The sequence below is a fragment of the Methylobacterium sp. J-043 genome (assembly GCF_022829505.1).
Lineage (GTDB): Bacteria > Pseudomonadota > Alphaproteobacteria > Rhizobiales > Beijerinckiaceae > Methylobacterium > Methylobacterium extorquens_A.
The window spans coordinates 144726-167527 of record NZ_JAKSYB010000065.1 but is presented as its reverse complement, the minus strand read 5'-3'; the positions used below and the strand labels follow the sequence as shown (position 1 = coordinate 167527).

Annotated in this window: 23 protein-coding genes; 13 read left to right on the top strand and 10 right to left on the bottom strand. The window is 67.2% G+C overall.

All coding sequences use genetic code 11. The annotated features are described in order from the left end of the window. The first annotated feature begins 163 nt into the window (after window positions 1–163). Window positions 164–1228, top strand: a complete 1065-nt coding sequence (locus MKK50_RS21970) for a zinc-binding metallopeptidase family protein (protein WP_499025296.1) — start codon at window positions 164–166, stop codon at window positions 1226–1228. 138 nt (window positions 1229–1366) lie between these two features. Here the strand turns inward: MKK50_RS21970 and MKK50_RS21965 are convergent, their stop codons facing one another. Further along, entirely contained in the window at window positions 1367–1975 is a 609-nt protein-coding gene (locus MKK50_RS21965) for a YqgE/AlgH family protein (protein WP_499025295.1), read from the bottom strand. 139 nt (window positions 1976–2114) lie between these two features. Here MKK50_RS21965 and MKK50_RS21960 point away from each other — a divergent pair, with 139 nt between their 5' ends. After that, window positions 2115–2597 carry a peroxiredoxin gene (locus tag MKK50_RS21960; protein ID WP_253372100.1) on the top strand — a complete coding sequence of 161 codons (483 nt, stop codon included), beginning with the start codon at window positions 2115–2117 and terminating at the stop codon, window positions 2595–2597. 48 nt (window positions 2598–2645) lie between these two features. Here MKK50_RS21960 and thrB read toward each other — a convergent pair whose 3' ends face one another. Together thrB and ispH are read right to left on the bottom strand one after the other, a co-directional pair. Beyond that, the gene (gene thrB / locus MKK50_RS21955; RefSeq protein ID WP_499025351.1) at window positions 2646–3611 is read right to left on the bottom strand and encodes a homoserine kinase; all 966 of its coding nucleotides are present in this window, start codon (window positions 3609–3611) and stop codon (window positions 2646–2648) included. Between the two features lie 97 nt (window positions 3612–3708). Then, a complete protein-coding gene (ispH, locus tag MKK50_RS21950) occupies window positions 3709–4731 on the bottom strand; it encodes a 4-hydroxy-3-methylbut-2-enyl diphosphate reductase (RefSeq protein WP_003600714.1) in 1023 nt (340 codons plus the stop codon). A gap of 286 nt (window positions 4732–5017) precedes the next feature. Here ispH and MKK50_RS21945 point away from each other — a divergent pair, with 286 nt between their 5' ends. From MKK50_RS21945 to MKK50_RS21935, 3 genes are all read left to right on the top strand, one after another. After that, a complete protein-coding gene (locus tag MKK50_RS21945; protein WP_253372102.1) occupies window positions 5018–6916 on the top strand; it encodes a monovalent cation:proton antiporter-2 (CPA2) family protein in 1899 nt (632 codons plus the stop codon). Then, window positions 6909–8354, top strand: coding sequence for an MATE family efflux transporter (locus tag MKK50_RS21940; RefSeq protein WP_499025293.1), 1446 nt, complete (start codon window positions 6909–6911; stop codon window positions 8352–8354). Before MKK50_RS21945 ends, MKK50_RS21940 begins: the two co-directional genes overlap by 8 nt. A gap of 209 nt (window positions 8355–8563) precedes the next feature. Beyond that, window positions 8564–9394, top strand: a complete 831-nt coding sequence (locus MKK50_RS21935) for a DUF937 domain-containing protein (protein ID WP_499025349.1) — start codon at window positions 8564–8566, stop codon at window positions 9392–9394. Between the two features lie 228 nt (window positions 9395–9622). Here the strand turns inward: MKK50_RS21935 and MKK50_RS21930 are convergent, their stop codons facing one another. The 3 genes from MKK50_RS21930 to MKK50_RS21920 form a co-directional block, all read right to left on the bottom strand. Beyond that, on the bottom strand, window positions 9623–9841 hold the full coding sequence (locus MKK50_RS21930) for a Flp family type IVb pilin (RefSeq protein ID WP_499025292.1): 219 nt from the start codon (window positions 9839–9841) through the stop codon (window positions 9623–9625). A 276-nt stretch (window positions 9842–10117) separates the two neighbouring features. Continuing rightward, a complete protein-coding gene (locus tag MKK50_RS21925; protein WP_253372108.1) occupies window positions 10118–10381 on the bottom strand; it encodes a DUF3072 domain-containing protein in 264 nt (87 codons plus the stop codon). A gap of 102 nt (window positions 10382–10483) precedes the next feature. Next, window positions 10484–11371: a branched-chain amino acid aminotransferase gene (locus MKK50_RS21920; RefSeq protein WP_499025291.1), complete on the bottom strand. Its 888-nt coding sequence runs from the start codon at window positions 11369–11371 to the stop codon at window positions 10484–10486. Between the two features lie 220 nt (window positions 11372–11591). Here MKK50_RS21920 and MKK50_RS21915 point away from each other — a divergent pair, with 220 nt between their 5' ends. From MKK50_RS21915 to MKK50_RS21885, 7 genes are all read left to right on the top strand, one after another. Next, window positions 11592–12155, top strand: a complete 564-nt coding sequence (locus MKK50_RS21915) for a MarR family winged helix-turn-helix transcriptional regulator (RefSeq protein ID WP_499025289.1) — start codon at window positions 11592–11594, stop codon at window positions 12153–12155. Then, window positions 12155–12883 (top strand): response regulator, encoded by a 729-nt coding sequence (locus tag MKK50_RS21910; RefSeq protein WP_253372112.1) that lies wholly within the window; start codon window positions 12155–12157, stop codon window positions 12881–12883. Before MKK50_RS21915 ends, MKK50_RS21910 begins: the two co-directional genes overlap by 1 nt. A 7-nt stretch (window positions 12884–12890) precedes the next feature. Then, window positions 12891–14297, top strand: a complete 1407-nt coding sequence (locus tag MKK50_RS21905; protein WP_499025287.1) for an ATP-binding protein — start codon at window positions 12891–12893, stop codon at window positions 14295–14297. A gap of 133 nt (window positions 14298–14430) precedes the next feature. Beyond that, the gene (locus MKK50_RS21900) at window positions 14431–14616 is read left to right on the top strand and encodes a hypothetical protein (RefSeq protein ID WP_056192824.1); all 186 of its coding nucleotides are present in this window, start codon (window positions 14431–14433) and stop codon (window positions 14614–14616) included. Between the two features lie 128 nt (window positions 14617–14744). Beyond that, window positions 14745–15926 (top strand): pyridoxal phosphate-dependent aminotransferase, encoded by a 1182-nt coding sequence (locus tag MKK50_RS21895; RefSeq protein ID WP_499025285.1) that lies wholly within the window; start codon window positions 14745–14747, stop codon window positions 15924–15926. A gap of 183 nt (window positions 15927–16109) precedes the next feature. Further along, the gene (locus tag MKK50_RS21890) at window positions 16110–16523 is read left to right on the top strand and encodes a DUF1236 domain-containing protein (RefSeq protein WP_499025282.1); all 414 of its coding nucleotides are present in this window, start codon (window positions 16110–16112) and stop codon (window positions 16521–16523) included. Window positions 16524–16813: 290 nt separating this feature from the next. Continuing rightward, complete coding sequence (locus tag MKK50_RS21885) at window positions 16814–17104, top strand: hypothetical protein (RefSeq protein ID WP_253372119.1); 291 nt, start codon at window positions 16814–16816, stop codon at window positions 17102–17104. A gap of 6 nt (window positions 17105–17110) precedes the next feature. Here the strand turns inward: MKK50_RS21885 and mscL are convergent, their stop codons facing one another. Beyond that, window positions 17111–17536, bottom strand: coding sequence for a large conductance mechanosensitive channel protein MscL (mscL, locus tag MKK50_RS21880; protein ID WP_499025347.1), 426 nt, complete (start codon window positions 17534–17536; stop codon window positions 17111–17113). Window positions 17537–17949: 413 nt separating this feature from the next. Between mscL and MKK50_RS21875 the strand changes: the two genes are divergently transcribed. Beyond that, the gene (locus MKK50_RS21875) at window positions 17950–18657 is read left to right on the top strand and encodes a sigma-70 family RNA polymerase sigma factor (RefSeq protein WP_499025280.1); all 708 of its coding nucleotides are present in this window, start codon (window positions 17950–17952) and stop codon (window positions 18655–18657) included. 62 nt (window positions 18658–18719) lie between these two features. On the opposite strand, the gene gyrB is transcribed toward MKK50_RS21875, so the two are convergent. The 3 genes from gyrB to MKK50_RS21860 all read right to left on the bottom strand — a co-directional run bounded on the left by gyrB (window position 18720) and on the right by MKK50_RS21860 (window position 22754). Next, complete coding sequence (gyrB, locus tag MKK50_RS21870) at window positions 18720–21167, bottom strand: DNA topoisomerase (ATP-hydrolyzing) subunit B (protein WP_499025279.1); 2448 nt, start codon at window positions 21165–21167, stop codon at window positions 18720–18722. Window positions 21168–21379: 212 nt separating this feature from the next. Next, window positions 21380–21994 (bottom strand): hypothetical protein, encoded by a 615-nt coding sequence (locus tag MKK50_RS21865; RefSeq protein WP_499025278.1) that lies wholly within the window; start codon window positions 21992–21994, stop codon window positions 21380–21382. A 115-nt stretch (window positions 21995–22109) separates the two neighbouring features. After that, a complete protein-coding gene (locus MKK50_RS21860) occupies window positions 22110–22754 on the bottom strand; it encodes an MBL fold metallo-hydrolase (RefSeq protein ID WP_499025277.1) in 645 nt (214 codons plus the stop codon). Window positions 22755–22802: the final 48 nt, after the last annotated feature.

The window sequence follows — 22802 nt, the reverse complement described above, 5'->3', positions numbered from 1 at the left end:
GGCGGACGGGGGCCAAGAAAAACCTTGGCGCTCACGGAACGGTGAGCGGGTTCGCGGCTTGGTTGGCCGCCACTTCCCGCCGCTTCCGAGCCTTGTGCCCGGCACGTCCCGTTCCCCGGTTCCCCGCTGGATCCGGAACAGGGCGTCAACGTCCCGTGAGCCGATGAAACTCTTTCGCTGTCAGTCCTGCGACAACGTCCTTTATTTCGAAAACCGCTCCTGCGGGCGCTGCGGCCATCGGCTTGCCTACCTGCCGCAGCTCGGCCGCATCTCGGCGCTCGAGCCGGCGGGCGACAATAACGCGTGGACGCCGCTCGCTGTGCCGGATCGCCCGAGCTTCTTCTGCACCAACGCCGCGCACGACACCTGCAACTGGATGGTGCCGCCGGGGACGACCGACGCCTTCTGCCTCGCCTGCCGCCATAACGGCACCGTGCCGGATGTGAACGACCCGGTGAATCTCGAGCGCTGGCGCGAGATGGAGCATGCCAAGCACCGGCTGTTCTACACTCTGCTGCGCTGGAACCTGCCGCTGAAGACCCGCGCCGAGGATCCCGAGCACGGACTGATCTTCAACTTCCTGGCCGACTCGCCGGATTCGAGCGGCCCCAACGTGATGACCGGCCACGAGAACGGCATCATCACCATCGCCCTGGTGGAGGCCGACCCGGCCGAGCGTGAGAAACGCCGCACAGCGATGGGCGAACCCTACCGGACGCTGCTGGGCCATTTCCGCCACGAGGTCGGCCACCATTACTGGGACATCCTCGTGCGTGACGCCGGCAAGCTGGAGCCGTGCCGAGCGGTTTTCGGTGACGATTCGCAGGATTACGGCGCCGCTCTCCAGCGCCACTACGATCAGGGTCCGCCGCCGAACTGGCAGGAGACTTTCGTCTCGGCTTACGCCACCACCCATCCGTGGGAAGACTTCGCCGAGACCTGGGCGCACTACCTCCACATCGTCGATACGCTGGAGATGGCGAGCGCCTTCGGCCTGCAGGTGAAGCCCAAGGCTGATGTCGAGGGCGAACTCGCCACACGGGTGGATTTCGACCCCTACGCAGCCGAGACGGTGGAGCAGATCATCGATGCGTGGCTGCCCTTCGTCTTCGCGATGAACAGCGTCAGCCGCGCCATGGGCGAGGGCGACCTCTACCCCTTCGTACTCGGCCCGGCCGTGGTGACGAAGCTCGGCTTCATCCACAACCTCGTGCACGGCCGCGTCTAGAGCATCGTCCCGAAAGGTGGTTGCCGGCCTTCGGAAAAGGCGATGCAAAACAAAAGGCTAGAGCATCGTCCTGGATCAGGCATCCAGGACGATGCTCTGGAAACGCCTCCCAACGATCGCCGACGGGCGGGCCCCGCGTCAGGCCCGTCCGGCTTCCGCCGAGAGCATGGCGGGATCGATGCCGATCGCCTTGAGAACCTGATCGTACTTGGTGCCCAGCCCCGGATCGAAGATCAGTCCGGGATCGGCCGGGCAGTTCAGCCAGCCATTGGCCAGAATCTCGTTCTCCAGCTGGCCCGCTTGCCAGCCGGCATAGCCGAGCGCCAGCACGGCGTTCGAGGGTCCGCGCCCGTCGGCGATGGCGCGCAAGATCTCGACCGTGGCCGTGAGGCACACGCCCTCGTCGATCTGCAGCGTCGACTGGTCGATGTGGAAGTCTGCGGTGTGGAGTACGAAGCCGCGCTTGGCATCGACCGGGCCGCCCATCAGCACCGGCATGTGGCCAACCCGCTCGCGCAGGCGGATCGCATCGGCCTCGCTGGCGATGTCGAGCTGGATCAGGAGATCCGGCATGCTCAGATCCGCGACCGGCTTGTTGACGATGATGCCCATCGCGCCGTCCGCCGAATGGGCGCAGAGATAGATCACCGAACGTGCGAAGCGCTCGTCGCCGATCCCCGGCATGGCCACGAGGAACTGGCCGTCGAGATAGGCCGAGTCATTGAGCGAGGGATCGGGCGTCTGCATGGCGCTATGCTAATGCGGCGACCGTCATTGATCCATAAGGCAAACGCGCACGCAGCGCGGCCGTGCCTCGACAGTCGCGCGAAGCGCGTCTAACGGTTCCTAGCTTTTGCAGGGCTTGGCTTTTGCGAGGAGAGCACGGATGACGATTCAGGTTGGCGATCACCTGCCGCAGGCCACCTTCCGGGTGAACGGGCCGGACGGTCCGCAGGCCAAGACGACCGACGATGTGTTCAAGGGGCGCCGCGTCGTGCTGGTCGGCGTACCGGGCGCCTTCACCCCGGCCTGCCACCGCAACCACCTGCCGGGCTTCGTCGCCAAGCGCGAAGAGATCCTGGCTCGCGGCATCGATGCGATCGCCGTGACCTCGGTCAACGACATCTTCGTGCTCAACGCGTGGCAGCAGCAGAGCGGCGCCGAGGGTATCGAGTTCCTGGCCGACGGCAATGCCGAGTTCTCGAAGGCGATCGGCCTGGAGATGGATGGCTCCGGCTTCGGCCTCGGCCCGCGCTCCCAGCGCTACGCAATGCTGGTCGATGACGGCGTGGTGCGAATCCTCAACGTCGAGGACACCCCGTCCAAGGCCGAGGTCTCGGGGGCCGAAGCCCTGCTGAAGGTGCTCTGAGCAACCCAACGAGAGCCCTCCCCGGTCCCGGGGAGGGTTCGACGATCCTTAATTCTGCCAGCCGTAGTCCCGCGCATCCGTCGCGGTGCGGTGGAAGGCGAGCCGGCGGTCGTATTCCAGCGGATCCTTGGGCTGCACCAGGGCGCCGGGCGGCACGTTGAGCCAGTCTACGAGGCGGGTCAGCATGAACCGCATGGCCGCGCCCCGCGCCAGGATCGGCAGCGCCGCAATCTCCGCCGGTTCGAGCGCCCGCACCGCGTCGTAGCCCGCGATCATCGCGCCCGCCTTGTCGCGGTGGAAGGTGCCGTCGGGGTCAAAACACCACGCGTTGAGGCTGATCGCCAGATCGTAGGCGAAGGCGTCGGTGCAGGCGAAGTAGAAGTCGATCAGGCCCGAGAGGGCATCGCCGATGAAGAAGACGTTGTCGGTGAAGAGGTCGGCGTGGATGACGCCACGCGGCAGGCCCTGAGGCCACGATGCTTCGAGCCAATCGAGGTCGGCACGGGTGCGGGCCGCGAGGCCGGGCGCCACGGTATCGGCCTGCCCTTCCGCCTGCTTGAAGAGCGGGCGCCACGCCTCCACCGACAGATTGTTCTCACGCACCATCGGGAAATCGCGGCCTGCGGCGTGGAGCCCGGCCAGAGCGGCGCCGAGCGCCCGGCAATGCTCGGCGTTCGGGCGGCTTAACGACACGCCTTCGAGGAAGGTGACGATCGCCGCCGGCCGGCCGCAAAGATGCCCGAGGGCGGTGCCGGCGCGGTTGCGCACCGGCTGCGGGCAGGCGAGGCCGGCCCGCGCGAGATGGCCCATCAGGTTGATGAAGAACGGCAGATCCGCCGCGTTCACCCGCTTCTCGTAGAGGGTGAGGATGTAGTTGCCCGTGCTCGTATGCAGGAAGAAGTTCGAGTTCTCGACGCCTTCCGCGATGCCCTTGTAGGAGAGCAAATCGCCGAGTTCGTACTCGCTGAGGAAGGCGCGCAGCGCCTCGTCGGATACGTCGGTGTAGACCGCCACGGTGCCGCTGCCGGTTTCGCGCAAGAGAAAGGGGCGCCGTGGGCGCCCCTGGATGTCGTTCGGCCGGCCTTGTTCGGAGGCCGGCGTATCGTCCGCCCTATTCGGCGGCCTCGCTGCGCAGCTCGCGCGGAAGCGGGAAGGACATGTCCTCGACCGTGACCGAGACCTGATCCACCGTCACGTCGAAGCGCGCGGCGAAGGCGTCGATGATCTCTTCGACCAGAACCTCCGGTGCAGACGCGCCGGCGGTGAGGCCCAGGCGACGGATATCCTTGAAGGCATCCCAATCGATCTCCTCGGCCCGCAGGACGAGGCGGGTGATCGGACAGCCGGCCCGCTCGGCGACCTCGCGCAGGCGCTGCGAGTTCGACGAGTTCGAGGAGCCGACGACGATCAGGGCATCGACCCGCGGCGCGACTTCCTTGACCGCTTCCTGGCGGTTGGTGGTGGCGTAGCAGATGTCGTCCTTGTGCGGACCATGGATGCCGGTGAACTTCGCCTTCAGCGCCTCGACGATGTGCTTGGTGTCGTCGATCGACAGGGTCGTCTGCGTCACCCAGGCCAGCGCCTGGTCGGCCGGCGGGTTCAGCGCATCGATCTGGTCGATGTCCTCGACCAACGTGATCGAACCCTTGGGCAACTGGCCCATGGTGCCGACCACTTCCGGATGGCCTGAATGGCCCACGAGCAGGACGTGGCGCCCGCGCTTGTGATGGATCTCGGCCTCGCGGTGGACCTTGGTCACCAGCGGGCAGGTCGCATCGATGGTGGTGAGGCCGCGGGCGTCGGCGTTTTGCGGCACGGTCTTGGCAACGCCGTGGGCGGAGAAGATGACGGGGGCGCCGCTATCGGGCACCTCGTCCAGTTCGCGCACGAACACGGCGCCCTTCCGCTTCAGGGTCTCGACCACGTATTTGTTGTGGACGATCTCGTGGCGGACGTAGACCGGCGCTCCGTAGATCGCCAGCGCCCGCTCGACCACGTCGATGGCGCGCACCACGCCGGCGCAGAAGCCGCGGGGGGCACACAGGAGAATCTCCAGTGGCGGCTTGTCGCCCGTCACGGCCGGATGCGGGACCCGGTTCGGGTCGGCGGTGAGGTTGATGGTGTCAGCGCTCATGATCCGACGGATGTGGAGAGGGGTGGCCGGGTCTGTCAACAGCGGCCAGCCCGAAAGCCGCAACAGGCTCGCGCCTGTCCGTTATCATTCGCCTAGCACAGATGACGCGATCCGTGACCCCCACCATCCGCCCGGCGGCCCTGCATCCACGCTGCTGTGGCAACGCTGCCGGAATCGAAGGGCCGGGCATGTGACGAACGACACGCGAATCACCCTCGCGATGGCGTGATCGGCGGGCTAAGGGGAAGCCCTTCTCCATCCGGAACCAGCGAGGCAACGGGCTTTCATGGCGAGCGCCACGGACCACGCCAGCTTCCTGCCGCCGGTGCTGACCTTCCTGTCGGCGGCGGTGATCGGCGTGCCGCTCGTGCGCCTGCTCGGCCAGAGCGCGGTGCTGGGCTACCTCGTAGCCGGCGTCGTGATCGGCCCAGCCGGCTTCTCCCTGATCGCCGAGCCCGAGACGGCGGCGAGCGTCGCCGAGATCGGCGTGGTGCTCCTGCTCTTCATCGTCGGGCTCGAACTGGAAATCTCCCGCCTCGTCTCGATGCGGCGCGACATCTTCGGGCTCGGCGCCGCCCAGCTGGCGCTGTGCTCCCTTGTCATCGCGGGCGCGGCCCTCGCCTACGGCCTGACACCGGCCGCAGCGAGCGTCGTCGGCATCGCCATCGCCCTCTCGGCCACGGCTGTGGCGCTTCAGCTGCTGGAGGAGCGCGGCGATCTCGGCTCGCCCTATGGCGGGCGCTCCTTCGCTGTGCTCCTGTTCCAAGACATCTCGGTGGTGGCGATCCTGGCGCTGCTGCCGCTGCTGGCCTCGGCCGGCGCCACGCCGAAGGACGGCTGGCTCGACGAGGGCCTGCGCTCCACCGGCCGCGCGGCGGTGGCGGTCGCAGGCGTGGTGCTCGTCGGGCGCTACGGCCTGAACCCGTTCTTCCGCCTGCTCGCCGCAGCAGGCGGGCGCGAGGTCATGACGGCAGCCGCCCTCCTCGTCGTCCTCGGCACCGCCCTGGTGATGGAGAAGGCCGGCCTCTCCATGGCGATGGGTGCCTTCCTCGCGGGGGTGATGCTCGCCGAATCGAACTTCCGCCATCAGCTCGAGGCCGACATCGAGCCGTTCCGCGGCATGCTGCTCGGCCTGTTCTTCATGAGCGTCGGCATGTCGATCGACGGGGGCCTGCTCACCAACCACTGGCTGGCGCTGCTCGCCGCGACCATGGCCGCGATCGCGGTGAAGATCGCGCTGGTGGCCGGGCTATTCCGCCTGTTCGGCTCGCCCTGGCTCGATGCCCTGCGTGGCGCCGCGGTGCTGGCGCCGGCCGGGGAGTTCGCGTTCGTGATCCTGCCGGCGGCGGGCGACCTGCGCATCTTCGCTTCCGACGTGACCCGCTTCTGCGTGGCGCTCGCCGCCCTCACCATGCTGGTCGGGCCGATCGCAGCCAAGGGGCTTGACGCGCTGATCGCCCGCCGCCCGAAAGAGGCCGAGCCGCCCTCGGACGTCGGCGAGGCACAGGAATCCGGCGACACCCGCGTGCTGGTGGTGGGATTCGGCCGCTTCGGCCAGATCCTGGCGCAGGTGCTGCTGGCGGAAGGCATCAACATCACCGTCATCGACAAGGACGTCGAGCAGATCCGCAACGCGACGAGCTTCGGCTTTCGGATCTATTACGGCGACGGCACCCGGCTCGATGTGCTGCGCGCCTCCGGCCTCGCCAAGGCGGACTTGATCTGCGTCTGCATCGACGACGCGCCGGCCGCCCTGAAGATCGTCGACATCGTCCACGAGGAATTCCCGAACGTGCGCACCTACGTACGGGCCTACGACCGCACGCACGCCATCGAGCTGATGAACCGCGACGTCGATTTTCAGCTCCGCGAGACCGTCGAATCCGCTCTCGGCTTCGGCCGCGCCACCCTCGAGAGCCTGGGGCTGCCCGCCGAGGCCGCAGCGCGCCGCGTCGAAGACGTGCGCAAGCGCGACGTCGCCCGCCTCGTGCTCCAGCAGGCGGGTGCGATGCCGGACGGTTCGGGCTGGCTGCGCGGCACGCCGGAATTGCGGCCCGAGCCGCTCACCGCGCCCAAGAGCCCCTCGCGGGCGCTCAGCGCCGAAACCCGCGGCCTGATCGAACAGCAACCGCACGAATCCGCCGCCCGCGCGCTCGAACCCGAAGATGCCGAGCCGAATGCCTGAGACGGGCACAGGCGCGGCACCGGAGAGGAACGAGGGCGCGGCGCGCTTCGTCTCGGGCTCGATCCTGCGGCACGTCGTGGTGATGAGCGCCACCGGCTCCGTCGGCCTGATGGCGATCTTCGCGGTCGATCTGCTGTCCCTGTTCTACGTCTCGAAGCTCGGCGACCCGGCGCTCACCGCAGCGGTCGGCTTCGCCTCGATCGTCCAGTTCTTCGCCATCGCCTTCAATATCGGCTTGATGATCGCGGCCGGTGCCCTGGTGTCGCGGGCGATCGGAGCGAACGATCCGGCCGACGCGCGGCGGATCGCGACCTCGGTCACAATCCACTGCGTGATCGCGTCGGCTCTGCTGGCCGCCCTCTTGCTCGCCGTGCTCGACCCGCTGCTCTCGGCCATCGGCGCGGAGGGGCACACCCTCGAGGTCGCCCGGCGCTTTCTCTGGATCAGCCTGCCGTCGAACCTGCTGCTCGGGCCGGGCATGCTGTTCACGGGGCTCCTGCGCGCGGTCGGCGCGGCACGGGAGGCGATGTACGTCACGCTCGGCGGCGCCGTCATCACCGTCTTCGTCGATCCGCTGCTGATCTTCGGATTCGGGCTCGGCGTGGACGGAGCCGCGCTCGCGGTCTGCGTTGCCCGCGTCACCTTCGTCGCCGTCGGCTGGGCCGGCGTCCGGCGCTACCGGCTGCTCGAACCGCCCCGCCTCACGGCCATCATCGGCGATCTGCCGCTGGTGACCCGCATCGCCGGGCCGGCGGTACTCACCAACCTCGCCCCCTCGATCGCCAGCGCCTTCGTGGCGCACGCTCTGTCCGGCTTCGGGCCTCCGGCGATCGCCGGGAACGTGGTCATCGAGCGCCTCGCCCCGGTCGCCTTCTGCGGGCTGTTCGCGATGTCGGGCTCGATCGGCCCGATCCTCGGTCAGAACTGGGGCGCCGGGCGGTTCGACCGGATGCGGGGTGTGCTCCGGGTCGGCGCGGGGGTGACCGCGCTCTACGTCGTCCTCGTCTGGCTGCTCCTCGCCCTGGCGCGGGCGCCGCTGGCCGGGGCCTTCGAACTTCAGGGCGTGGCGGCCGACCTGTTCGCGTTCTTCTGTCTGGTGAGTGGGCCGGTCTGGTTCTTCAACGGGCTCCTGTTCCTTGCCAACGCCTCGTTCAACAATCTCGGCTTCCCCTTCATTTCGACCCTTTTGAACTGGGGCCGGGCGACACTGGGCACGGTCCCACCCGCCCTCGTCGGGGCGGCGTGGTACGGACCGGAGGGTGTGATCGCGGGCACCGGCCTCGGCTCGATCGCCTTCGGGGTAGCCGGCCTCGCCCTGGCCTTCCGCACCGTGAGCCGTCTGGAACGCGGCATGACCCTCGCGGCAGGCCCGGCTCCCGAGCCCCCCGCCGCCGATGAGGCGGTGCAGGCGGCTCCCTCCAGCGGGATGTCGTTGTAGCCTAGAGAGGGACGACGGAAGCCGGCACGGGCGAAATGTCCGCCTTTCCTCGGGAAATCGCTGCGGAACCGGGGTTATCGCTGGCCAGTCCCGCCCGGTTGCGACACACTCGCGGCCGAGGCCGTTCCGGCGAGCCTTCGGATGTGAGTGTCGGCGGTCATCACCGGTGCGCGTCCGGAACGAGGATGGGCCCGCTTGCACGCGTTGTCATGGCGAGGCCTGGAGGCGTTCGGCACCCGGACCGTTGCTGCTCGCTGAGGCGCCCGGCCATGTACACGATGTTCGACATCCTCCAGAGCCAGGGCGACGCGAGCGTGCGGGCCCTCGGGCAGCCGTTCGGTCTTTCGCCGGACCAGACTCGCCGCGCCATGGAGGCGCTGATGCCGGCTCTGTCGATGGGTATGCAGCGCAACGCTGCGGCCGATCCGATGGGGTTCGGGCGCATGTTCGGGCTCGGCCAGCCGGGAAAGGCGCCGCCACAGGCGGGTGCGGACATGTTCTCGGGGTTGTTCGGCTCACCGATGATCGCCCAGGCGGTCATTCAGCAAGCGTCGGCGGCGAGCGGCGTCGGGAGCCAGGCCCTCCGCCAGATGCTGCCGATCATGGCCGGCATGATCGTGGCCGGCATCGTCCACCTGCTCCTCAACCCGCCCGCCGGGGCGCCGGCCGCCGAGCCTCCACCCGCCACGTACCCGGTCGGCACGCTTTGGACGGACTGGCTCAACGGCCTCACCGCCGCGGCGGGACAGATGGCCTCCCCTTCCCCGCCTGCAGCGCGCAAGCCCGAGCCGCGCCCGGCCGTCCGTAAGGCAGAGCCGGCGCCAGATGCGACCAAAGCCTCGATGGAAGTAATCCAGCAGATGCTCCAGACCGGAGCCGATGTTCAGGAGCAGAACGTCAAGGCGATGAAGGACGCGTTCGACGCGTTCTGGAGCCAGCCGAAGCCGGACAATACGAAGCCGGGCGCCGCTCCGCCCCCCTCCCCAGCCGCCGGGAGGGAACCGGCTTCCGCAAAGCGCAAGCCGGCAGGGCCGAAATAGGGAGCCGTCGGCAGGCTGGCCTTACCGGACGAGCAACGCTCGGCGTCGTCCGGTCACGGCCCCGGCCTGCTTCCGACCGCCCGTGATACGGTTTCCGCTTGATCCAAGCGGGGACCGTATCAGCGAGCCCGCGCTGCGCTTGAGGTGGGTACCCACCGCGCCAGGGCGTACGGGATCCCCCGATGTCCAAATCTGCCATCCCAAAGGGATCAACCGGGTTTGGTATGACTACTCGAACACGAACAGTTCAAAGATCCTCGGAAAAAAATTCCCCAGCGCGGTTCCGTAGACGCGGAAGGCACCGATGACCGCAATTCCGATGAAGGTACTGACCAATCCGTACTCGATGGCGGTCGCCCCCGATTCGTGACGCGCGAAGCGGATGAGGGACGGGTACAAAGGCCAGGCGGATTTCGGGACGGGCGCGGATGGAGGAAGCAGAGACACGGCGCATCGTCCCGGACGTGTGGCAGTGACGTGATCTTGCCAGCGTGAACTTGCAGCGAACTTAAAGGAATTGAAGAAAGCGGGGACATTCCCCGCCGACGCGTCTCATTCAGCAGTGGATTCGTTCGCTGACGGAGCTACGGGCGATGGATCGCCGGACCTGTGTCCCGCTCCCACCGCCCTCCGGACCCGGGGCCGCCTCACCCGCGCAAAGTTCACGCGTCGCCCCGAAAATTGGCCAAAGCCTTCCCGGAGCACATGATGCTCTCGCCCGAGTCAGGCCTTGCCGGTGTCCTTGCGCAAGGCGTCGATGCGCTTGGAGGCCTCCGCCTTGTCGAGGTCGGCCTCGAAGGCCTCCGGTGCCTTGGCCTGCTCCGACAGCGTCTTCAGGTAGGATGCCTGCGCGCCCGTCATCGGCTCGGCACCGGTCGTCCACTCGTCGGGATCCTTGATCCGGTTCGACTCATCGGTCGGGTCGACCTTCGGATTCTCGGCCGCCGCTTGGTCCTTCGTCGTCTTGCCGGTCGTCTTGCCAGTCATCGGGACACCCCTTCGTTCATGGATTGTTCTAAAAAACGCAGGGGTCCGCGCTAAGTTCCGGGCGCTTTGTTGATGCGCCCGGAACCGTCGATCATGCATGCCTCAGGCGGCGGCCGCCTGCGGCTGCACCTCGGCGAGATAATCGTCCATCAGCGACTTGGTCAGGGCCGCCGGCGTGAAGCGGTAGGGGCCGATCTCGGAGACCGGGGTCACCTCGGCGGCCGAGCCGGTGATGAAGCACTCGGAGAAGCCGGTTATCTCCTCCGGGCGGATGCGCCGCTCGATCACCTCGATCCCGCGGCTTTTGGCCAACTCGATCACGGTCTGGCGGGTGATGCCGTTGAGGAAGCGGTCGGCCTGGGGCGTGTGGATCACGCCGTCGGCGATGAAGAAGACGTTGGCGCCGGTGCATTCGGCGACATTGTCCTCCCAATCGAGCATCAGCGCATCGGCATAGCCCTTGTTCTCGGCGCGGTGCTTGGAGATCGTGCAGATCATGTAGAGACCCGCCGCCTTCGAAGTCGAGGGTGCGGTCCGCGGATCGGGGCGGCGGTAATCGGCGATGTCGAGGCGGATGCCCTTCATCTTGGTCGCCGGGTCGAAGTAGCTCGGCCATTCCCAGGCGGCGATGGCGAGGTGGATGGTGTTCTTCTGCGCCGCGACGCCCATCATCTCCGAGCCGCGCCACGCCACAGGGCGCAGATAGGCGTCTTGGAGGCCGCTGGTCGCGAGCACCTGAGCCTTCGCCGCCTCGATCTGATCGACCGAGTACGGAATCTCGAAATCGAGGAGCTGGGCCGATTGGCGCAGTCGCTCGGAATGCTGGCGGCTCTTGAAGATCCGGCCGCCATAGGCCCGCTCGCCCTCGAACACCGACGAACCGTAGTGGAGGCCGTGACTGAGCACATGGATCTTCGCCTCGCGCCACGGCACCATGGCACCGTCGAACCAGATCGTGCCTTCGCGCTCATCGAAGGGAATCACGGACATCTCTCGAAGTTCCTCTGCGCGGCCTCGGCGAAGCGCGGGGTCGTCGGGTGGGGCAAATGCCGGCGCGCGGACGCGGAACGATGCAGCGAGCGGCTGGACCGGCAGGGTTGACGGGTAGCAACGGGGCTGAGATATGTCAACAACACTGACTTATCTTCCCAGGCCGTCCGGAGCCCCGCGATCCGCCGCCGACCGAGGTTTTCACGACGTGAATCGTGTGATGACGCCAGATACCGACATAGCGGTCCAGGGTCCCGGTGAGGCGTCTCCCTCGAACTGTCCCGCGGCGGGCGGCGACAGCGACGACCTGATCGAGCTGCTGTTCTTCGCCTACCGCGATTTCGTCGGCGATCCCGACCGGATTCTGGCGCAGTACGGCTTCGGCCGGGCGCATCACCGGGTTCTGCACTTCGTCGATCGCTATCCCGGCCTCACCATCGCCGAACTCCTCGATATCCTGCGCATCACCAAACAGAGCCTCAACCGGGTACTCAAGGATTTGATCGACCAGGGCTATGTCGAGCAGCAGACCGGCACGAGCGACCGACGCCAGCGGCTCCTGTTCTGCACCCCGTCCGGCCGGGCGCTGACCGCCGACCTGACGCGGGTCCAGGTCCGCCGGATCGTACGGGCGCTCGATGCGCCGTCCGAAGACGATGAGGCCGAGAGCGGACGCGAGGCCCGTGCGGCATCCGCCCAGGATTTTCTGCTCGCCATGATCGAGCCGGCCGAGCGCGCCGCGATCCGTCGGCTGATGGCGCGCCGCACGACGGGGCGTGCCTGATGTCGGCCGAGACCGCCCTCAAGGCGCGCCCCGAGCTTCCCGACCATGCGCCCCATATCCTACTGGTGGATGACGACCGGCGGGTACGGGAACTCTTGTCCCGCTTCCTCTCGGAGCAAGGCTTCCGCGTCACGGCCGCCGCGAACGCGGCCGAGGCGCGCAGCCGCGGCCAGTGCTTCGTGTTCGATGCCCTCGTCCTCGACGTGATGATGCCCGGCGAGAGCGGTTTCGACTATGCCCGCTCGGTGCGCGAGACCTCACGGGTGCCGATCCTGATGCTGACGGCCCGTTCCAACCCGAACGACCGGGTGACGGGGCTGGAGATCGGCGCCGACGATTATCTGCCCAAGCCCTTCGAGCCGCGCGAATTGATCCTGCGGCTCAACAACATCATCCGCCGCCACATCGCCGTGCCGGAGGCGCGTTTCTCGGGCGAGGGCGCGGTGACCTTCGGCCCCTTCAGCTTCCGCGCCGACCGGGGCGAGTTGCGGCGCGAGAACGAGCCGGTGAAGATCACCGAGCGCGAGCGCGAGATCCTGACCATGCTGTCCCAGGCCCGCGGCGGCAATGTCGAGCGCGAGACGCTCGCGGGCAATGGCGGCTTGGCTGCCGAACGCACCATCGACGTGCAGATCAACCGTCTGCGCCGTAAGATCGAGCCGGACCCGGCCAATCCGAGCTTCCTGCACACCGTCCGCGGCGTCGGCTACCGCCTCGCCATCGATTGAGGCCATCATGGCGGCCCCCGCCCGCCCCTCCGCGACCGCACCGTCTCGAACCGGCACCCTCGCCGGGGCGCTCGGTCGCGTTCGCAAGATCTGGCGGCGCCTCAGCCGCGCCATCGGCGATGCCTTGCCGAAGGGCCTCTACGCCCGCTCGCTGATCATCATCATCGCGCCGATGGTTCTGCTCCAGTCGGTGATCGCCTACACCTTCATGGAACGGCACTGGCAGCTCGTGACCCGCCGGCTCTCGGCGGCCGTCACCGCCGACGTCGCCGCGCTGATGGACATCTACGAGTCCTATCCGCAGGACAAGAATGCCGAAACGCTCTCGCGCATCGCCGGGGAGCGGCTGAATCTCGACATCGACATCCTGAAGGGCGCCAAGCTACCGAATCCGGGGCCGCGGCCGTTCTTCTCGATTCTCGACGAGGTCCTGTCGGAAGAGATCCGCCGCCAGATCCGGCGCCCGTTCTGGATCGACACGGTGGGGCGCTCGAACCTCATCGAGATCCGCGTCGCCATCCCCGAGGGGGTGATGCGGGTCACCGCCCGGCGCAACCAGGCCTACGCCTCGAACTCGCACATCTTCCTGCTCTGGATGACCGGCTCCTCGCTGGTGCTGCTCGGCGTGGCCATTCTATTCCTGCGCAACCAGATCAAGCCGATCCTGCGGCTCTCGGCGGTGGCCGAGGGGTTCGGCAAGGGCCGCGAGATCGAGTTCAAGCCCCGCGGCGCCCGCGAGGTCCGGCAGGCGGGGCACGCCTTCATCGAGATGAAGCGGCGCATCGAGCGGGCCATGGAGCAGCGCACGGCGATGCTCAACGGGGTGAGCCACGACCTGCGCACCATCATCACCCGGTTCAAGCTCTCGCTCGCCCTGGTCGAGCAGACCCCGGAGGTGGAGGATCTCCAGCGCGACGTCGACGAGATGAGCCGGATGCTGGAGGGTTACCTTGCCTTCGCCCGCGGCGATTCCGCCGAGACCGCTGCCGAGACCGACATGCGGACCCTGCTGGAGGACCTGCGCAGCGACGTGGAGCGCCTCGGCGCCCATGTCGAGGCGGTGGAGATCGAGGGGAGCCCCCTCGTCACGGTGCGGCCGGATGCGATGCGCCGCTGCCTATTCAACCTCGCTGCCAACGCCGCCCGCTACGCCGACACCGTGGCGATCTCGGGCAAACGCGAGCATCGCGCCTTCCTGGTCGCGATCGACGACGACGGACCCGGCATCCCGGCGGAGAGCCGCGAGGACGTGTTCAAGCCGTTCGTGCGCCTCGACGATGCGCGCCAGGATGCCGGCGGCTCCGGGCTCGGTCTCGCCATCGCCCGCGACATCGCCCGCGCGCATGGCGGCGATGTCGCCCTGCACGACAGCCCGCTCGGCGGCTTGCGGGCGACGGTGCGCATCCCCGCCTGACCGAAACGCCCGCGGATCGATCGGAGATTCTGAAGCGGCGGGAGTTTCCTCAGGCGGAACGGCGATGCTAAGACCGCTTCGCATTATTCTTCGGGCCGCGCTGCGACCCCTCAACGAACGCGAGTGACGTCGAATGAACCCGCTGGTGCCGCTTTCCGTCGTGCTGCTCCTCCCGATCGCGGCCGTCTGCGCCGTTCTCTTCACGGATACCGGCATCGAGCCGGCCCTGTTCTACGCAGCGGTCAAGACCTTCGCGATCCTGTTCGTCGTCGGTGGCGCGATCTCCTTCGCCGCGAGCCGCCTCGCCGCACGCACCTAAGACCGAGCATGACTCCACGCGGCGCCCGCCGCTCTGCCGTGCCCCGCGAGGCACGGTCGATGAGCGGGCGTTTCGTGAGGCTCTGCCGAATCCCGGCCCCGACCGGCGTCTGACGGAAGGTCGAGGCCATGCTGCCTGTCGTGTCGTCTTTCGAACGGATCGGCGAGGAGAACGCCTTCGCCGTTCTCGCCCGTGCCGGCGCGCTCGCGGCTCAAGGGCGCGACATCGTCAATCTCGGCATCGGCCAGCCGGATTTTCCGACGCCGGCCCATATCGTCGAGGCCGGCATCAAGGCCCTGCGCGACGGCCATCACGGCTACACGCCGGCCATCGGCATCCCGCCGCTCCGTGAGGCCGTGGCGCGGGACCTCCATCGCCGCCACGGCGTCGAGGTCTCACCCGACGCAGTGATGATCGTGCCGGGCGGCAAGGTCACCATGTTCATGGCGATCCTGATGTTCGGCGAGCCCGGTGCCGAGATCCTGTATCCGGACCCCGGTTTCCCGATCTACCGCTCGATGATCGCGTTCACCGGGGCGACCCCGGTGCCGGTGCCGATCCGCGAGGCCAACGGCTTTGCCTTCTCGGCGGAGGAAACGCTCTCGCTGCTCACGGAGCGCACACGCCTCCTGATCGTCAACTCGCCGGCCAACCCGACCGGCGGCGTCACGCCGAAGTCCGAGATCGACGCTCTGGTGCGAGGTCTTGCCGCCCATCCGGGCATCGCAGTGCTGTCCGACGAGATCTATGGCTCCATGACTTATGACGGGGAGGCGCATGTCTCGCTCCTCGCCTATCCCGAGATCCGCGACCGGCTGATCGCGCTCGACGGTGCCTCGAAGACCTATGCGATGACCGGGTGGCGGCTTGGCTGGTCGGTCTGGCCGAAACCTCTCTACGACGCCGCCCGCAAGCTTGCTGTGAACTCGTTCTCCTGCGTGAACGCCGCGACGCAGTGGGCCGGCGTCGCCGCCCTCGACGGACCGCAGGACTGCGTCACCGCGATGGTCGCCGCGTTCGATCAGCGTCGGAGCCTCGTCGTGGACGGGCTGAACGGCCTGCCGAACGTCTCCTGCATCACCCCGAAGGGCGCCTTCTACGCCTTCCCGAACGTTGCGCGCACGGGTTGGAAGGCGAAGGCCCTGGCAACCGCACTCCTCGACGAGGTGGGCGTGGCGGTGATCGGCGGGCCGGATTTCGGCGTGCACGGCGAGGGCTATCTTCGGCTCTCCTACGCCAACTCCGCCGAGAATATCGGCCGGGCGCTGGAGCGGATGAACCGGTTCCTCATGGAGCACGCGCCGGGCTGAGATCGAAAGATGTCGTTCGCTCCTGCGACAGCTTTCGCGAGATCTGCCTCCGTTTCAGGCACCGTGGGGTAATCTCGGCCTTTCTCGATTTTCCATGCATCCGAATTCGAGGCTGCGGCGTTACCGGCCCATGCTTCGCTGCGCTGAGACTGCGGCGGACGTCACAACGACGGAGATGCTGACATGAAGATCAAGACCCTTCTCGCTGCTTCGGCCATCGCGCTTGCTCTGCCCATGGCCGCCCAGGCGCAAGGCACGCTGCGCGGCGCGGAGCGCGGCGCTCAGGAAGGTTCCGATGCGGCGGGTCCGATCGGCGGCATCGTCGGCGGTGCGGTGGGTGCGGCGACCGGGACGATCGGTGGCATTCTCGGTGTCGAGGATCGTCCGCGCTTCCGCTCCTATGTCCGTGAGCGCAACGTTCGCTCCTACGACTACGACGGTCGTGTGGTCGTCGGCTCGACGCTGCCGTCCTCGGGCGTGACGTACTACGACGTCCCGAACGACTACAACGTGAGCCGCGGAACCCGCTACACCGTAGTCAACGAGCGTCCGGTGCTGGTGGATGGCCGCCATCGGATCATCGAAGTGCTCGACTAGTCACTCCTTTCGTGGGCCGCCCGCAACGGGCGGCACCATCCGGCCCCGGCAAACGTTGCCGGGGCCTTTTTTGTAGTTCCGACCTACCCCTGAGGGCTCGCACGCCGACCGTCCGGTTCCGCCTCCCCGATGACACATCGCTTGTGCGCACCGGCCAAGGTCCCGGATGATCAGTGTTCGACTTGTTCCAGCCATGCTGTTGCTGAGATGCGAGGCACCGGACGCAACGCTCCGCGTGGTCCACTCGTTGATCCGTCCGAGACGATGTTTGCGCCTGGACAGGACTGACGATGCCCGCCCCCGACACAACCGCCGAAAACCCTCCCGAAAATCCGCCGCTGCCGGAATCGGTCCGTGACCATCTCGGTCATGAGCTGCGAAGCGTCTACACCGAGCCGGCCCCCGAGCCGCGCTTCCTCGGCGACGAACCGACTGTACCGCAGGAATTCGAGCCGCAACTCCGCCGGCTCGAGACGCGCCTGAAGACACACGAGGAAGGCACCGAAGCCGTCGAACAGGCGCTCGACCGGATTCTCGATGCCTTCGGCGTCACGCCCGACGCGGGCGATCCGAAGAAGTAGAGCGATTTAGACCCTTCGCGCCGCCAGCAGATCCCGGATTTCACCCAGCAGCTTCACCTCGGCCGGCACCTCGGCCTCAGGCTTCGGCTTGGCCTCTTCCCGGGATTTCAGAACGTTCATGGCGCGAATCACCATGAACAGCACGAACGCGATGATCGTGAAGTTGACGGCGAGCGTCAGGAATTGGCCGTAGCCGATCACCGCGCCGACCTTCTTCGCCTCGGCATAGGGCATGCCCGCCTGCACCTTGGACGACAACGGGATGTAGTAGTTCGAGAAATCGAGGCCGCCGGTCACTGCGCCGATGATCGGCATGATGACGTCCTGAACCAGCGACGTGACGATGGCGCCGAACGCCGCGCCGATGACGACGCCGACGGCGAGATCCACCACGTTGCCGCGCAGCGCGAATTTCTTGAACTCTTCCAACATACTTGGACTCCTTGAACCACCGGCTCCGGCGCAGGCCGTCGCGTGCACAGCTATGCCGCAGGTCGTGGCCGCCAAGGCAAGCCGATAAAAACGAAGCCCTGCCGATGACAGTTTACCACCAGGCAGCGTTGCCGATTCCCGCCGGTGCGAAGCGAACCAGCCGTACGCAATTCAAACGGCTAAGCTGAAAGCAAATCGCGGAACGCTGCAATCTTCGGCCCCTGTCGCGCTGCGATCCGGCGATCTTTCAGAAAAACTCCGAAACAATTCCGAGGGCTGTGCGGGCGATCTGCTCTGGCTGCTTAGAGGGATTGGGGCTTTTTCCGTCGCCGTTTAGCATCAGTTCATTTTTCAATTGCTACCGAAAGGTGACTACTTCAAACGCCCTGCCCTATCCCGAGGTGCCCATCCGGATGCCCGACGAACTGATTCGCAGCCAATTGCCGGAAGATCCCGGTCTTGTACGGGGTGAAGCGGCAAAAGCTGTTCCGCGCCAGTTGGCTCTTGCCTTGCGGGATTACTTCGATCTGGCGGAGCAAGCTCCGTTGCCGAGCCCGCTGGCGGCGCTGTTGCGGCAGTTCGAGACAGCTCTCGCCGCCCACGGCGGACAGGTCGAAGCCATCTTCCGCGACGATCTGGTGAAAGCGCTGCCGATGTTGCGCACCTTCGCGATCTCGCTCACGGCCAACCCGACCCGTGCCGACGATCTCGTTCAGGAGACGATGGTGAAGGCCTGGGCCAACCGCGAGCGGTTCACGCCGGGCACGAACTTCACGGCGTGGTTGTTCACCATCCTGCGCAATCAGTTCTACACCGAGATTCGCAAGGGCCGCCGCGAAGTTGAGGATGCCGACGGCGTCCATGCCGGCACGCTCACCGCTCACCCCGACCAGGAGCACGCGGCGGGACTGCGGATGGTGATGAACTTGATCGGCACCTTGCCGCTGCCGCAGCGGCAGGCGCTTCTGCTCGTCGGTGCCGAGGGCTTCACTTACGAGGAAGCGGCCGAGCAGCTCGGCTGTCAGGTCGGCACGGTCAAGAGTCGCGTCAGCCGCGCCCGCGCCTTCCTCGTCGATTCGTACGAAGGCCTTCCGGATGGATTGTCGGCGGCACGGGCCTGACCCGGGCCACCGTCCATCTGCATCGTCCCGAGAGCCGTCACCGGCCCTTCGGGCTCACGCCATCACACGTCGAGATTCGCGACGCTCAGCGCGTTCTCTTGGATGAACTCGCGGCGCGGCTCCACCACGTCACCCATCAGCTTGACGAATAGGTCGTCGGCGTCGGTCGTATCCTTGACCTTTACCTGCAGCAGGGAGCGCACGTCGCGATCGAGCGTCGTTTCCCAGAGCTGCTGGGCGGTCATCTCGCCGAGGCCCTTGTAGCGCTGGAGCTGGAGGCCCTTCCGGCCGAACGCCATCACCGCCTCGAACAAACCAACAGGGCCGTAGAGTTCGGTCTCGTCCCCCTTGCGGGCGAGCGTCACCGGCTCCTCGTAGATCTCGCGCAAGGTCTCCGCCCGCTCGGCAAGTCGGCGTGCCTCCTGCGAGGCGAGCAGCGTCGCATCGAGGTTGGCGATCTGCGTCACGCTGCGAAGCGTCCGGCTGAAGACGTAGCCGCCCTCCGAGGCCGCCCCGGTCCAGCCCTTTTCGATCTCGTCAGCGATCCGGTCGAGACGCTTGGCGGTGCGGTCGGCCAGGACCTCGGCCTCACCGGGATTCTCGGCCACATCCTTGGCGAAGGCGCCGGCCAGAACCGATTGCTCGACCACCGAGCGGTCGTAGCGGGTGTGGAGCCCGTGCAGGATGCCGCGGAAGGCGCGCGCTTCCTCGACCAAGGTCTTGAGCTGGGCACCCCCGAACTCGGTGCCGGAGGCCAGCCGGAGCACGGCGCCCTCGACACCCTGATCGATCAGGTAATCCTCCAGCGCCCGCTCGTCCTTGAGGTAGAGGGTCCGACGGCCGCGCTCGGCTTTGTAGAGCGGCGGCTGGGCGATGTAGAGGTGACCGCGGTCGATGAGCTCCGGCATCTGCCGGAAGAAGAACGTCAGCAGCAATGTCCGGATGTGCGAGCCGTCCACGTCCGCGTCGGTCATGATGATGATGCGGTGATAGCGCAGCTTGTCCGGGTTGAAGCCCTCGCGGTCGGTACTCGACCGGCCGATGCCGGCGCCGAGCGCGGTGATCAGCGTGCCGATCTCGGCCGAGGACAGCATCCGGTCGGCGCGTACCCGCTCGACGTTCAGGATCTTTCCACGCAGCGGAAGCACTGCCTGGAAGGTACGGTCACGGCCCTGCTTGGCCGAGCCGCCGGCGGAATCGCCCTCGACCAGCAGCAACTCGCATTTGCTCGGATCGCGCTCCTGGCAATCGGCGAGCTTGCCGGGCAGCGAGGCGATGTCGAGCGCGCCCTTGCGGGTGATGGTCTCGCGCGCCTTGCGCGCCGCCTCACGGGCGGCGGCCGCGAGGACGACCTTGCCCATCACCGATTTCGCCTGGGCCGGGTTCTCCTCGAGCCAGGTCGAGAGACCCTCGTTGAGGATGTTCTCGACCGCCGGGCGGACCTCGGAGGAGACGAGCTTATCCTTGGTCTGCGACGAGAATTTCGGGTCCGGCACCTGCACGGAGATGACAGCGGTCAGCCCCTCGCGGCAATCGTCGCCGGTAAGCGAGACCTTCTCGCGTTTCGCGACGCCCGAGGATTCGGCGTAGCCGGTGAGCTGGCGCGTCAGGGCGGCGCGGAAGCCCGCCATGTGGGTACCGCCGTCGCGTTGCGGGATGTTGTTGGTGAAGGGCAGGACGGTCTCGTTGAACGAGTCGTTCCACCAGAACGCCACCTCGACGCGGATGCCGTCGCGCTCGCCCAGCACGGTGACGGGCTTCGTCATGCCCTCGACCGACTTCCGGGACCGGTCGAGATAGCGCACGAAGGCCTCGACGCCGCCCTCGTAGCAAAGCTCCTCGCGCTTGTGCTCGGCGTGGCGCGCATCGGTGACGACGATGCGCACGCCCGAATTGAGAAAGGCGAGCTCGCGCAGACGCTTCTCCAGCGTCGGATAATCGAACTCCACCATGGTGAAGGTTTCGGTCGACGGCAGGAAGGTCACCTCCGTGCCGCGCCGATCGCCCGCAGGGCCGACGACCTCCAGCGGGGCCACCGCATCGCCGTGGCGGAACTCCATGCGGTGTTCCTTGCCCCCGCGCCAGATCCGCAGCGTCAGGCTGGTGGAGAGCGCGTTGACGACGGACACGCCGACGCCGTGCAGGCCGCCCGAGACCTTGTAGGAATTCTGGTCGAACTTACCGCCGGCATGGAGCTGGGTCATGATGACCTCGGCGGCCGAAACCCCCTCTTCCCGGTGGATGTCGGTGGGGATGCCGCGCCCGTTGTCGGAGACCGTCACCGAACCGTCGGCGTTGAGCGTCACCGTCACGAGGTCCGCGTGGCCCGCGAGCGCCTCGTCGATGGCGTTGTCCACCACCTCGTAGATCATGTGGTGCAGGCCGGAGCCGTCGTCGGTATCGCCGATATACATGCCGGGCCGCTTGCGCACGGCATCCAGGCCCTTGAGCACGCGGATCGATTCCGCGCCGTAGCTGTCGGCGGGTTCGGTGTTCGGGGATTCAGCCATAAAATTCCTCGGGCAGGCGGCTCTTGAGCCTTTTCTCGAGCCCGGACGGGCCGGGTGTGCCTGCTATTTCCGTCTCGTCTTCATATAGGCGTTCCCCCCTGATTTTGCATCGCTTTTTGCGTCTGGAAAGCGTTGTTGCGTGCTCTTTGTGGACCGATCGCGTTAACGACGCGTAAGGGCTCTTCAGCACACCGTCGCGCGAATGGACAACATCAGGTCGCGGGGTTCCCGCGTGCATCCTTGAGTTCGATCCGCGCTCCGGATCGAAGCGACAGCGCCTCCAGATCGGCTTTCAATCTCGCGCCGTCAAAGCTCCGTTCCGGGAAGGTGTCGGCGGAGGGCTGAAACGAAATCGTCGTTCCGCAATGATCGTCCGTGATCGCCCGGATGCCAAGCGGCGAGAGCTGCACACCGTGCCGGAATGCTAGATCGAACGACGTGCCCCCAATCCGGCTGGCGATCTGTAGCCAGTATGAAAGTGCGTTGACGACACACAGCCCCGTCTGTTCGACACCGCCCGCGAGATCTTGCGGATCGAGCCGCGTCATGGCGGCTTCCAACTCACTGATTTCGCCGCCGCTGCCCGGCTCGCCGGACAAGCCCGGACCATCGTCAGAGACAGTGCAGGAACCGTCAGCCTCGAGGCAGACCCGAATACAGCCAGCGCGGCGACCGGAGCGCTCGCGAAGCGCATGATTTACGGTGGCGAGCACCATGTTGTGCAGCCCAGTCCCGTCCTCCGTATCGCCGATGTACATGCGCGGCCGGACGCGCACGGCTCCGAGGCCGAGAAAGACTCGGATCGAACCGGCATCGGACGCCGTCATGTCGAGCACTCCCGCATCATCGCCCAAATAGCGCACGCCGCCGGCCCGGCCGTTCGAGTCTCACCCGACACGGTGGCCGGCCGGTGAAGCCGTGCGGGCGACGGTCCAGACCGTTTCATCCCTGCAGGAACGGGTTCGTCATCCGCTCCTGCCCGAGCGTTCCGGTCGGCCCATGGCCGGGGATGAAGGCGACGTCGTCGCCGAGCGGCAGCACCTTCTCCTTGATCATCCGGATCAGTTGCTCATGGCTGCCGCCGGGCAGGTCGGTCCGGCCGATCGACCCCTGGAACACCACGTCGCCGACCAGGGCGAAACGGGCATCGCGGCTCATGAAGACGACGCTGCCGGGGGAGTGGCCAGGGGCGTGCCAGATGTCGAAGGTCAGGCCGCCGACGGTGACCGTGTCGCCCTCGCTGAGCCAGCGATCCGGCGTGACCGCGCGGGCGCCGTCGATCCCGTAATTCGCGCCCGTCTCGGGCAGAGAATCGAGCAGGAACCGGTCGGCTTCGTGCGGGCCCTCGACGGGAACGCCGAGGCGCTCCTTCAGCTCGGCGGCGCCGCCGGCATGGTCGATATGGCCGTGGGTGAGCAGGATCTTCTCGACCGTCACGCCCTGCGCGCGGATCGCCGCCTCGATCCGGTCCAGGTCTCCACCGGGATCGACCACGGCGCCGGCCTTGGTGGCGTCGTCCCAGATCAAGGTGCAGTTCTGCTGGAACGGGGTGACCGGGATGATCGCGGCGCGGGGCGTGGCGGGCATACGGACTCGGCGGTTTGAGGATGTCGCCCCGGTTCTAGACCGTCACGC

Coding starts and splice junctions, on each gene's coding strand:
- MKK50_RS21960 (WP_253372100.1), top strand. CDS start 2,115: ATGACGATTCAGGTTGGCGATCACCTGCCGCAGGCCACCTTCCGGGTG.
- MKK50_RS21885 (WP_253372119.1), top strand. CDS start 16,814: ATGCCCGCCCCCGACACAACCGCCGAAAACCCTCCCGAAAATCCGCCG.
- MKK50_RS21875 (WP_499025280.1), top strand. CDS start 17,950: ATGCCCGACGAACTGATTCGCAGCCAATTGCCGGAAGATCCCGGTCTT.
- MKK50_RS21945 (WP_253372102.1), top strand. CDS start 5,018: ATGGCGAGCGCCACGGACCACGCCAGCTTCCTGCCGCCGGTGCTGACC.
- gyrB (WP_499025279.1), bottom strand. CDS start 21,167: ATGGCTGAATCCCCGAACACCGAACCCGCCGACAGCTACGGCGCGGAA.
- MKK50_RS21915 (WP_499025289.1), top strand. CDS start 11,592: ATGACGCCAGATACCGACATAGCGGTCCAGGGTCCCGGTGAGGCGTCT.
- MKK50_RS21925 (WP_253372108.1), bottom strand. CDS start 10,381: ATGACTGGCAAGACGACCGGCAAGACGACGAAGGACCAAGCGGCGGCC.
- MKK50_RS21890 (WP_499025282.1), top strand. CDS start 16,110: ATGAAGATCAAGACCCTTCTCGCTGCTTCGGCCATCGCGCTTGCTCTG.
- mscL (WP_499025347.1), bottom strand. CDS start 17,536: ATGTTGGAAGAGTTCAAGAAATTCGCGCTGCGCGGCAACGTGGTGGAT.
- MKK50_RS21900 (WP_056192824.1), top strand. CDS start 14,431: ATGAACCCGCTGGTGCCGCTTTCCGTCGTGCTGCTCCTCCCGATCGCG.
- MKK50_RS21860 (WP_499025277.1), bottom strand. CDS start 22,754: ATGCCCGCCACGCCCCGCGCCGCGATCATCCCGGTCACCCCGTTCCAG.
- MKK50_RS21910 (WP_253372112.1), top strand. CDS start 12,155: ATGTCGGCCGAGACCGCCCTCAAGGCGCGCCCCGAGCTTCCCGACCAT.
- MKK50_RS21865 (WP_499025278.1), bottom strand. CDS start 21,994: ATGACGGCGTCCGATGCCGGTTCGATCCGAGTCTTTCTCGGCCTCGGA.
- MKK50_RS21940 (WP_499025293.1), top strand. CDS start 6,909: ATGCCTGAGACGGGCACAGGCGCGGCACCGGAGAGGAACGAGGGCGCG.
- MKK50_RS21905 (WP_499025287.1), top strand. CDS start 12,891: ATGGCGGCCCCCGCCCGCCCCTCCGCGACCGCACCGTCTCGAACCGGC.
- MKK50_RS21965 (WP_499025295.1), bottom strand. CDS start 1,975: ATGCAGACGCCCGATCCCTCGCTCAATGACTCGGCCTATCTCGACGGC.
- MKK50_RS21895 (WP_499025285.1), top strand. CDS start 14,745: ATGCTGCCTGTCGTGTCGTCTTTCGAACGGATCGGCGAGGAGAACGCC.
- MKK50_RS21935 (WP_499025349.1), top strand. CDS start 8,564: ATGGCGAGGCCTGGAGGCGTTCGGCACCCGGACCGTTGCTGCTCGCTG.
- MKK50_RS21970 (WP_499025296.1), top strand. CDS start 164: ATGAAACTCTTTCGCTGTCAGTCCTGCGACAACGTCCTTTATTTCGAA.
- ispH (WP_003600714.1), bottom strand. CDS start 4,731: ATGAGCGCTGACACCATCAACCTCACCGCCGACCCGAACCGGGTCCCG.
- MKK50_RS21920 (WP_499025291.1), bottom strand. CDS start 11,371: ATGTCCGTGATTCCCTTCGATGAGCGCGAAGGCACGATCTGGTTCGAC.